We start from the raw sequence: 10,550 nt of genomic DNA on the forward strand, positions 1-10,550 counted from the left end.
GCTGCGCTTGCGGGCCTGCGCCGCGAGAGGCCGACGCGTCTGTCGCCCGGGGCCTCCGGACGTCGGATCGCCCGAGCACGGTCAGCGCGGGGCCGGTCAGCCCGGGGACGGCGAGCCGGGGGGCGATCGGCCCGGGGACGCCGAGCCCGGGGCCAGCGCGTCCGCGGCGACCGTCAGCCGCCGCTGCCGCTCGAGGGCGGGGTCGCGTCGGTGGAGGCGGCTGCGCCGGCGGGGGGCGTTTCGGCGGGCGGGGCCTCGGCGGGCGCGTCGCCGGCGTCGGTCTGGGGGGCCGGCTCGGGCTCGACGCCCGGCTCGGCGCCCGGGCGGCCGTTGACCCACCAGCCTTCGAAGACCGCACCGTCGGCGTATTCCATCCGTCCGGGGCCGTTGCGCTGGCCGTTCTCGAAACGGCCGCGGTAGACGTCGCCGCCCTTGTAGGTGGCCACGCCCTCGCCGTGGATCTCGCCTTCCTTCCAGCCGCCCTCGTAGATGAAGCCGTCGGGCATCTCGATGCGGCCCACGCCGTCGCGCAGTCCGTCGACGAAGCCGCCCGAATAGACCGAGCCGTCGGGGAAGGTCGTCGTGCCCTCGCCGTTCTGCACCCCCGCGGTCCAGTCGCCGTCGTAGACGTAGCCGTCGGGATACTCGAGCCGGCCGGCGCCGTCGTACTTGCCGTCCGAGAAGCCGCCCTCGTAGCGCGCGCCGTTGGCGTAGACCGCCGTGCCCTCGCCCTGGATGCGCCCGCCCGACCAGGAGCCGGCGAAGGTCGAGCCGTCGGCGTAGCGCACCGTGCCCGGCCCCTCGGGCGCGCCGGCGACGAAGGCGCCCTCATGCACCGTCCCGTCGGCATAGGTGGCCTTGCCCTGGCCCTCGATCCGGCCCTCGACCCACTCGCCCTCGTAGCGGAAGCCGTCCGCGCCCACGAAGCGGCCCGCGCCGTGGCGCAGGTCTTCGGAGAAGCCGCCCTCGTAGACGTCGCCGTTGGCGTAGACGACCTTGCCCTCGCCCTGGCGCTTGCCGTCGACGAAGGCCCCTTCGTAGAGGTCGCCGTTGGGCTGGCGGGCGGTCCCGGTCCCCTCGATGCGGCCCTCGACGAACGCGCCCTCGTAGACGAAGCCGTCGGCGAGCTCGATGCGGCCCTCGCCGTGGCGCAGACCGCCCTGCATGCCGCCGGTGTAGAGCGAGCCGTCGGGGTAGCGCACCGTGGCCTCGCCCTCGGGCGCGCCCGCGACGAAGGCGCCCTCGTAGCGGTAGCCGTCGGGGCGGGTCAGCACGCCCTGGCCCGAGGGCTGGTTGTCGGCGAAGGCGCCCTCGTAGACCACGCCGTCGGCGTAGCGCGCGACGCCCTGGCCCTCGATCTTGCCCTCGACCCAGTCGCCCTCGTAGGAGCCGCCGTCGGAGTAGCGGATGCGGCCCTTGCCCTGGGGCTTGCCGCCGACGAAATGGCCCTCGTAGACCGAGCCGTTGGGGTATTCGGCGACGCCCTGGCCCTGGATCCAGCCGTCCACGAATTCGCCGGTGTAGCGGAAGCCGTCGGGGCGCACGAGGGTGCCCGAGCCGTGCTGGCGGCCCTCCTTGAACTGGCCCTCGTAGACCTCGCCGGTGTCGTAGCGCTTGGTTTCGACGTTCGACTGCGGCGCCGCCGCCGTCGCCGCCGCCAGCGCGCCGGCGCCGGCCATCGCCCAGACCCAACCTCGGCCCATGCTGCTCCCGTCCTCGTGCTGCGTGCCCGGATATCCGCCGCCTCGGCGCGCCCTCGCGCCCTGCGGTCCTGGCGCCGCGGAGCGTCCCCAGAGCGGGCGCCGCGGTTCGCTGCCGGGGACAGTAGGCGGCGCTCCGGCCCCATGCAACCGGCCGCGGCGCAGAGGCGCGGACGACGTTCCGCCATGTCCCTGCGTCGCTTGCCCTCGCCTGCGGGCCGGTGACCGCGCTATCCGGAAGATAGCGGGCGGCCGGGCCCGGGGCAGGGCGCTATCCCCTGGATAGCGCGCCGGCGCGACGCCCGCGCGGGACGGATCCGACAGGGGCGGGGCGCGCAGGGGAGAGCGCGGCCCGTGGTCCCCGCGGCGCGGCGCAACCGGAGCCGGCGGAGGCCCGCGTCGCCGCGCGGGCTTGCCTCGCCTGCCGGGGCGCCTGTAACTGCCGGGCCTGAAACCGACCCTCCGTCCGCGCCGGACCCGCCGGAGACCGAGATGCCCGACGCCTTCCGCCTGACGCTCGCCCAGCTCGACCCCCGCGTGGGCGACCTCGACGGCAATGCCGCCAGGGCGCTCGCCGCGTGGGAGGAGGGCAAGGCCGCCGGCGCCGACCTGGTGGCGCTGCCCGAGATGTTCCTCGCCGGCTACCAGCCCCAGGACCTGGTCCTGAAGCCCGCCTTCGTGAAGGCCTGCGCGGCGCGGCTGGAGAAGCTGGCCGAGGCCACGAAGGACGGCCCCGCGCTGGCCCTCGGCGCGCCCTTCGCGGGGCTGGAGCGGCCGGAGAACGCCTACTGGATCCTGCAGGGCGGCGAGATCCGCGCCCGCGTCTCCAAGCACCATCTGCCCAATTACGGGGTCTTCGACGAGAAGCGGCTTTACCACTCCGCCGACCCCTCCGGCCCGATCCAGATCGGGCCTGCGCGCCTGGGCATCCCGATCTGCGAGGACGCCTGGTTCCCCGACGTGGCCGAGACCGCGGCCGAATCCGGGGCCGAGATCCTGTTCGTGCCCAACGGCTCCCCCTACGAGCGGGGCAAGCACGACATGCGCGTCAACCTGATGGTGGCCCGCGTGGTCGAGACCGGGCTGCCGCTGGTCTACCTCAACCGCACCGGCGGGCAGGACGACCAGGTCTTCGACGGCGGCTCCTTCGCGCTGAACGTGCACGGGGGGCTGGCCGCCCAGCTGCCGTTCTTCGAGGAGCGGATCGTGCACCTCGATTTCGAGCGCGGGAACGAGGGCTGGCGCTGCGCCCCCGGCCCGCTGGCGCCGGTGCCCGACACGGCCGAGCTCGACTACAAGGCGATGGTGGTGGGGACCCGCGACTACCTCGCCAAGACCGGGTTCAGGAAGGTCGTGCTGGGCCTTTCGGGCGGCGTCGACAGCGCGCTGGTCGCGGCCATCGCCGCCGACGCCGTGGGGCCCGAGAACGTGCGCTGCGTGATGCTGCCCTCGCGCTACACCTCCGGGCACAGCCTCGAGGATGCGGCGGGGGTGGCGAAGGCGCTGGGGACCCGGCTCGACACCGTGCCGATCGCGCCGGGGGTCGAGACGATGACGCAGACGCTCGCGCCCCTTTTCGACGGCATGGCCGCGGACGTGACCGAGGAGAACCTCCAGTCCCGCCTGCGCGGCCTGATCCTGATGGCCCTGTCGAACAAGTTCGGCGAGCTGCTGCTGACCACCGGCAACAAGTCCGAGGTCGCGGTGGGCTACGCCACGCTCTACGGCGACATGAACGGCGGCTGGAACCCGATCAAGGACCTCTACAAGATGCGGGTCTTCGCGGCCTGCCGCTGGCGCAACGCCGAGCATCGCGACTGGATGAAGGGCCCCGCCGGCGTGGTGATCCCGCCGCGGGTGATCGACAAGCCCCCCAGCGCCGAGCTGCGCGAGGACCAGAAGGACGAGGACAGCCTGCCGCCCTACGAGGTGCTCGACGACATCCTCGAAGGGCTGGTGGAGGGCGACCTCTCGGTCTCCGACCTGGTGGCGAAGGGCCACGAGCGGGCGGTGGTCGAGCGGGTCGAGCACCTGCTGTATCTCGCCGAATACAAGCGGTTCCAGTCGGCGCCGGGCCCCAAGCTGGGCCCGAAGGCCTTCTGGCTCGACCGCCGCTACCCCATTGCGATGAGCTGGCGTGACCGTGACTGATCCCATCGAGACCGAGCCCGCGGCCCCCGAGGCCGCGCCCGAGATCCCCCGCGTGATCGAGTTCCACCAGAACACGTTCAAGATCAAGACCATGAGCCTGCTGTCGCTGCTGGTGGCGGCCTGGTTCCTGTGGATCGCCGTCGGCGCCGCCTTCGAGGGCGCGCGCCCTGCGTCGCTGGAAACCGCGCAGCCCGCGATCGCCGAGCTGCCGGCCGTCGAGGGCCCCCCCGCCCCCGCCCCCGAGGGCGAGGCGGCCGTGCCCGAGGCGCCGGCGCAGCCGCCCTCGCCCCTGATCGCGGGGGTCGGCGGGCTGATGTTCGCGGTGATGGGCCTGATCCTGTTCCGCGAGGGCGCGAAGACCACGCCGATCCTGCGCCTGACGCCCGAGGGGATCGAGGACCGCCAGTTCGGCTTCATCCCCTGGGCCGAGGTGCGCAACTACCGGCTGGTGTCGTCCTTCTTCTCGCCGGGCTTCGGATACAGCCTGAAGAAAGGCGTGCAGCCCCCGCGCCGCGTTGCGCTTTTCCAGTTCCAGAAAGCGATGAACGCGATCTCGGGCCTGCCGGCGCGCTGCTTTCGCAAGCAGATGGTCGTGGGCGGGTGCGAGCAGATGCTGCTGGGCTTCCAGCTCCACCGGCCGGAGCTGGAAGGCAAGAAATGACGCTGACGCGCTTCGCCCCCTCGCCGACGGGGCGCCTGCATCTGGGCAACCTGCGCGCGGCCCTGTTCAACTGGGCCATCGCGCGCCGGGCGGGCGGGCGCTTCGTGCTGCGCATCGACGACACCGACGCGGCCCGGTCGCAGGAGCGCTTCGTCGAGGCGATCCGCGAGGATCTCGACTGGCTGGGCCTGACCCGGGACGCGGAGGTGCGCCAGTCGGACCGCCTCGCCGCCTACGCCGCGGCGGCGGAGCGGCTGAAGGCCGACGGGCGGCTCTATCCCTGCTGGGAGACGCCGGACGACCTGGCCCTGAAGCGGCGCGTGCAGCTCTCCCGCGGGCTGCCGCCGGTCTACGACCGTGCGGCGCTGGCGCTGAGCGAGGACCAGAAGGCGGCGCTGGCCGCCGAGCGCCCCCCGCACTGGCGCTTCAAGCTCGACCAGGAGCGGGTGGAGTGGAGGGACGGGATCCTGGGGCCGGTCTCGATCGACGCGGCCTCGGTCTCCGACCCGGTGCTGATCCGCGAGGACGGGCAGGTGCTCTACACCTTCGCGAGTTCCGTGGACGATGCGGAGATGGGGATCACGGACGTGGTGCGCGGGGCGGACCATGTGACCAACACCGCGGCCCAGGTGCAGATCATGCGCGCGCTGGGGGCCGGGGCGCCGCGCTTCGCCCACCACTCGCTGCTGACCGGGCCGGAGGGAGACGCCTTCTCCAAGCGCGCCGAGGCGCTGTCGCTGGGCGCCCTGCGGGCCGAGGGCTACGAGCCGATGGCGCTGCTGTCGCTGATCGCGCGGCTGGGCTCGGCCGACCCGGTGGAGCCCCGGCGCTCGCCCGAGGAGATCGCCGAAGGCTTCGACGTCGCCCGCTTCGGGACCGCGCCGACGCGGCTGGACCCGGCCGACCTCGGGCCGCTGACCGAGAAGATCCTGCACGCGATGAGCTTCGCGCAGGCCGCCCCGCGCCTCGCCGCGCGGGGCCTCGAGGGGCCGCGGGCGGAGGCGATCTGGGCCGCGGTCCACGCCAACCTGACCCGCTTCGACGAGATCGACGAGTGGCGGGCGATCCTCGACCGCGGCGCGACGCCGGTGGTGGCGCCCGAGGACCGGGAGTTCGTGGCCCGGGCGCTCGCCGTCCTGCCGCCGCGGCCGTGGAGCGAGGCGACCTGGGGCGAATGGACCGGGGCGCTGAAGGCCGAGACCGGCCGCAAGGGCCGGGCCCTGTTCCTGCCGCTGCGCCGGGCGCTGACCGGGCGCGACCGGGGGCCGGAGATGGGCCCGCTGATGGCGCTGATGTCCGCGCCCGCGCCGCAACCGGCCGACATTCCCGCCGATTGATCCCGCTGCGTCGCCAAGGTTGACGGGGCGCAGGCCCCGTGCGACCCAATTTCCGCGGGCGTGTCAGGCGTCCGGGGGGAGGATCGGGACGGGTGAGCGCGACCAGCGGGGACGCCGCCGCAGCGGCATCGGGCGGAGGGCTGCGCGCGCTCCTTGCGCCGCGCCGGCTGGCGGGGCTGGGCATCGCCCTCGTCGTCGCCGTGGTCTGCGTGCTGGGCTTCGCCAACGTGCAGGTGTTCAAGAGCCTGGAGTCCGGCCTCAACGACCGCCTGCGCGTGCTGTTCTCGCCCTTCACCGAGAAGCAGGACCCGCGCATCTCGGTCATCACCATCACCGAGGAGACGCTGGCGCTGTTCCCCTACCGCTCGCCGGTGGACCGGGCGCACCTGGCCGAGGTGATCGACCTGCTGGGGGCGGCGGGGGTGAAGGGCTTCGCGCTCGACATCCTGATCGACCAGCCGACGGAGCCGGCCAAGGACGCGCGGCTGATCGAGGCGATCCGCAACTTCCCGGGCAAGGTGGTGCTGGCCTATGCCGACGAGCGGGCGGGGATGCTGCCGCGGCAGATGGAATATATGAACGCATTCCGGGCGCAGGCGGGGGCGATCCCGGGCTCGGCCGTGCTCGACTACGATCCCGACGGGGTGGTGCGCCGCTTCGACAACTACATGACCGGCGAGATCCTGGGGATGTCGGCGGCGATGCTGGAGTCGGCGGGCGTCGAGGGCGAATTCCAGAAGCGCGGCATCGTCGACTGGCGGCGCGAGACGGTGGACCACGCCGAGGCCTTCCAGAAGATCCAGAGCCACGTCCTGCTGAACCCCGCGCTGCCGCGCGCGATGTTCCCCGCCTGGTTCGGGGGGCGGTTCGTGTTCATCGGCGCGGACCTGCCGCAGACCGACCGGCACGCGACCTCGCTGCTGGTCGATCCCGGCCTGACCGAGTTCAAGGGCTACGCCGGCGTGCTGGTCCACGCACATGTGCTGAGCCAGCTTCTGGACGGGCGGGTGGTGCGCAACTGGAGCGTCGACCAGCGCAGCGGCATGGCGGTCACGGGCGCGATGGCGCTGCTGGGGGCGCTGATCGGGATCTCCTCCATCGGGCTGCACTGGCGGGGGCTGGCGGTGCTGGGGGCGGCGGCGGGCTACCTCGGCCTGGCGCTGACGCTGGCGGGGCTGTGGAGCGGGCCCTACCTGCCCATCGGCCCCGGCCTCGCGGCGCTGGCGCTCAGCTTCGGGCTGGGGGGCGCGGCGGAGGCGTTCTTCTCGGTACAGGAGAAGGCCTTCATCCGGCAGGCGTTCTCCCACTACCTGGAGCCGGCGATGGTCGACCGGCTGGCCCGCGACCGCTCCTCCCTGCGGCTGGGGGGGGAGCGGCGCGAGATCTCCTTCATCTTCACCGACGTCGCCGGCTTCACCGACATGTCCGAGAAGCTGGAGCCGGAGGTGCTGGCGGCCCTGCTGAACGAGTATTTCGACGGCATGTCCGACATCATCGGGGCGCATGGCGGCTCGATCGACAAGTTCATCGGGGACGCGGTGGTGGCGCTGTTCGGCGCCCTGACGCCCGAGCGCGACCACGCGCTGAACGCGCTGCGCTGCGCGGTGGAGATGGACGCCTTCGCCGAGCGCTTCCGCGAGGCGCACGCCCACCACGGCATGGGGGTGACCCGCATCGGCGTGCATTCGGGCGCGGCCTCGGTCGGCAACTTCGGCGGGCGCAAGCGCTTCGACTACACCGCCATGGGCGACGCCATGAACACCGCCGCCCGGCTGGAGAGCATCAACAAGACCCTGGGCACGCGGGTCACCGTGTCGGAGGCCGCGCGGGCGGCGGCGGAGGGATTCGCCGTGGCCGACAAGCCCGTCCCCCCGCTGCGCCCGGTGGGGCGGGTGATGCTGAAGGGCAAGGCCGAGCCGGTGCAGGTGTGGAATCACGATCCCGCCGCGGGCGAGGCGCTGCGCGAGGCTTATGGCCGCGCCCTCGCCCTGATCGCCGGGGACCCCGTGGCGGCGCGCGCCGCCTTCGAGGCGCTGGCCGCCGAGGGCGCGCCGGGGCAGGGCGATCCGCTGACCGCCCTGCACCTTGCGCGGCTGCGCGCTGGGCGCGACGACGACCGCATCGCCTGAGGTGCGCGCCGCTCGAAATTCGGGCGGAAATGCGATATCGTGCCCTTGCGTCATCCCTCGTTGGATACGATCTTCGTTCCAGTGGCGGGGGATGGACGCCTCTGCGTCGGGCGGGTCCGAAGGTCTCGGCGTCCACATTTTCGCCGCGTTTGCAGGCAAGAGGGTCGCAAGACCTTTCAAATGGGAGTTTTCGGCATGAAACGGCCTGTCGCCCGTCTGTCCGGCGCGGTCCTGTTCGGCGCCGCGCTGTCCCTGGCCACCTTGACCGCGGCGCCCGCGGCGGCCTCAGACTTCGTGATCCTGGAGAGCAACGTCTCCGCCATCGTTCCCGGCTCGGTGATCCCGGCGTCGCAGAAAGTCTCGCTTTCGGGCGGGGAGAAGCTGGTGATGATCGCGGCCGACGGGTCCACCCGCTCGGTCGACGGGCCCTATTCGGGCGCGCTGGGCGAGGCGGGGGCCGACGCCCCCGGCGCGCTCGAGCGTCTGACGGCGGAGCGCAACGACTCCAGCCACGTGGTCGGCGCCATCCGCGCGCCCTCCTGGGACCAGGAATAGACCGGGGCTCGCCCGGCCGCGCCGCGGCCGGGCAGGGCGCCGGCGCTCGCCCGCCGCCGCGCCGCGGCACGGCGATCCATCCGTCGAAAAATCTTTTATGAACGTTGGGTTAAGGCCCGCGCCGCCCCACCGCGGAGCGTGCATTCGTTTGACCGAATACCTTACGCAATGTTAACGGTGAATCCGGGGCGGATCAGATCGCAGCGAGGATCGACTTGGAGAGGGCCGTAACGTCGCGGCGGGGGGAGCGACTTGCGTGGGCGGCGACAGCCGCAACGACGCTGCTTGTCCTGTCGGCTGAGCTCGCGGCCGCGCAGAGCGTGCCGGCGGCCCCCGCGGTCCGTTTGCCCAACCCCTCCCAGACCCTGCGCGAGACGGTGGACCGCGCCCGGCCCGAGCCCGGCGCCCTGGGCCCCGCGGCCGACGTCCAGTTCACCTCCCAGACCCCGCCGGCCAACGCGCGCGAGATCCGCTTCACCCTGACCGGCATGACCCTGGCCGGGGCGACCGTGTACGACGAAGCCGAGCTCGCCGCCGACTACCAGGCGCAGCTGGGGACCGAGATCGACCTCGCCGAGCTTTTCGCCATCGCCGCGCGGATCCAGTCCCGCTACCGGCAGGACGGCTACCTGTTCACCCGCGTGGTGGTCCCCGCCCAGCGCATCGACGGCGGGCGCGCCCGGCTGGAGGTGGTCGAGGCGGTCATCACCAAGGTCGCCATCGAGGCGCCCGACCTGCCCATCGGCCCGGTCCGCGCGCTGGCCGAACAGTTCGCCGCCCCGCTGCAGGGCCTGCAGAATCCCACGCTGGAGCAGCTGGAGCGCGTGCTCCTCCAGCTCAACGACATCCCCGGCATCACCCGCGCCGCCGCCGTGCCCAAGATCGGCGCCGACGAGCGCGGGGCCATCGAGCTCTACATCAACATGGAGCGCGAGGCCTTCTCGGTCACCGCCTTCGCCGACAACCGCCAGTCGCCGATCCTGGGGCCGGGGCTGGTGGGGCTGGTGGGCTCGTTCAACTCCTGGTCGGCGGCGGGCGACACCTCGACGCTGAGCTGGTTCAACTCCGCCGACTACGAGGACCTGCTGGGCCCGAGCTGGGACGAGCGCTGGACGCTGCAGTTCGAGCACCAGCGGTTTCTCGGCGGCTCGGGCCTCAGCGGGCATTTCCGCGCGCTCTATTCCGAGAGCGCGCCGGGCGACATCGTGCGCGGCTTCGACATCGCCTCCGACCAGACCGAGATCGAGCTGGGCCTGCGCTATCCGCTGCTGCGCACCCGCGCGGTCAGCCTCGACCTCTTCGGCGGCTACGAGGCGGTGCAGGTGAACTCGCTGACCCCCTCGCCGGTGGTCAACCCGATCCCGGGCCTGCCGGGGGTGGGTCCGCTGGTCACCGACGACCGGCTCAACGTGCTGTTCCTGGGCTACGAGACGGTGATGCGCGACGAGGGCGGCTTCACCGAGGCGCGGGTCGAGCTGCGCCAGGGCCTGCCGATCCTGGGGACCAGCCGGGCGGGGGACCTCGACCTCAGCCGCGACGACGGCGACGGGGTGTTCACCTCGGTGCGGGGCGAGCTCGCGCGCACGCAGGTGCTGGGCGAGGGGTTCTCGCTGTGGGGCAAGGCCTGGTTCCAGACCGCGGACCGGGCGCTGCTGGCCTCCGAGGAGATGTCCATCGGCGGGCCCGAGCTGGGGCGCGCCTATCATCCGTCCGAATATTCCGGCGACGTGGGGCTGGGGGGCGCGGCGGAGCTTCGCTACGCCGACGAGCTGGTCTTCGACGCCCTGCGCGCGCCTTTCGAGGTCTACGGCTTCATGGACTGGGCGGAGGTGCGCAACCTCGACGGCGGCGCGCCGAACCATGCCGAGCTGCTCTCGGCCGGCTTCGGCCTGCGCGCGACCTTCCCCGGGCGGCTCTCGGTCAATCTCGAGGCCGCGAAGCCGATCAACGTTCCCCTCGCCTACGACCAGAGCCGCGCGTGGCGGCTGCTGTTCAGCGCGGTGAAGGAGTTCTGAGC

The 10,550-nt window shown here is 72.9% G+C and carries 7 protein-coding genes; 6 read left to right on the top strand and 1 reads right to left on the bottom strand.

The features are described 5' to 3' along the window. Positions 1-173 precede the first annotated feature (173 nt). Positions 174-1,703 (bottom strand): MORN repeat-containing protein, encoded by a 1,530-nt coding sequence (locus BM064_RS18675; RefSeq protein ID WP_092862114.1) that lies wholly within the window; start codon positions 1,701-1,703, stop codon positions 174-176. Positions 1,704-2,192: 489 nt separating this feature from the next. On the opposite strand from BM064_RS18675, the gene BM064_RS18680 reads away from it, so the two are divergent. The 6 genes from BM064_RS18680 to BM064_RS18705 all read left to right on the top strand — a co-directional run bounded on the left by BM064_RS18680 (position 2,193) and on the right by BM064_RS18705 (position 10,548). Next, positions 2,193-3,851 (top strand): NAD+ synthase, encoded by a 1,659-nt coding sequence (locus tag BM064_RS18680; protein ID WP_092862116.1) that lies wholly within the window; start codon positions 2,193-2,195, stop codon positions 3,849-3,851. After that, a complete protein-coding gene (locus tag BM064_RS18685; protein WP_092862118.1) occupies positions 3,838-4,512 on the top strand; it encodes a hypothetical protein in 675 nt (224 codons plus the stop codon). The genes BM064_RS18680 and BM064_RS18685 overlap by 14 nt, the downstream gene beginning before the upstream one ends. After that, complete coding sequence (locus BM064_RS18690; RefSeq protein WP_092862120.1) at positions 4,509-5,849, top strand: glutamate--tRNA ligase; 1,341 nt, start codon at positions 4,509-4,511, stop codon at positions 5,847-5,849. Before BM064_RS18685 ends, BM064_RS18690 begins: the two co-directional genes overlap by 4 nt. A gap of 92 nt (positions 5,850-5,941) precedes the next feature. Continuing rightward, complete coding sequence (locus BM064_RS18695) at positions 5,942-7,978, top strand: adenylate/guanylate cyclase domain-containing protein (RefSeq protein WP_177236323.1); 2,037 nt, start codon at positions 5,942-5,944, stop codon at positions 7,976-7,978. Between the two features lie 195 nt (positions 7,979-8,173). Next, positions 8,174-8,533, top strand: coding sequence for a hypothetical protein (locus BM064_RS18700; RefSeq protein ID WP_092862124.1), 360 nt, complete (start codon positions 8,174-8,176; stop codon positions 8,531-8,533). A gap of 344 nt (positions 8,534-8,877) precedes the next feature. Beyond that, on the top strand, positions 8,878-10,548 hold the full coding sequence (locus tag BM064_RS18705) for a ShlB/FhaC/HecB family hemolysin secretion/activation protein (protein ID WP_092862126.1): 1,671 nt from the start codon (positions 8,878-8,880) through the stop codon (positions 10,546-10,548). The last annotated feature ends 2 nt before the right edge of the window (positions 10,549-10,550 follow it).

Origin of the sequence: Albimonas pacifica (genome assembly GCF_900113695.1) — a bacterium.
In the GTDB taxonomy this organism is placed as follows: domain Bacteria; phylum Pseudomonadota; class Alphaproteobacteria; order Rhodobacterales; family Rhodobacteraceae; genus Albimonas; species Albimonas pacifica.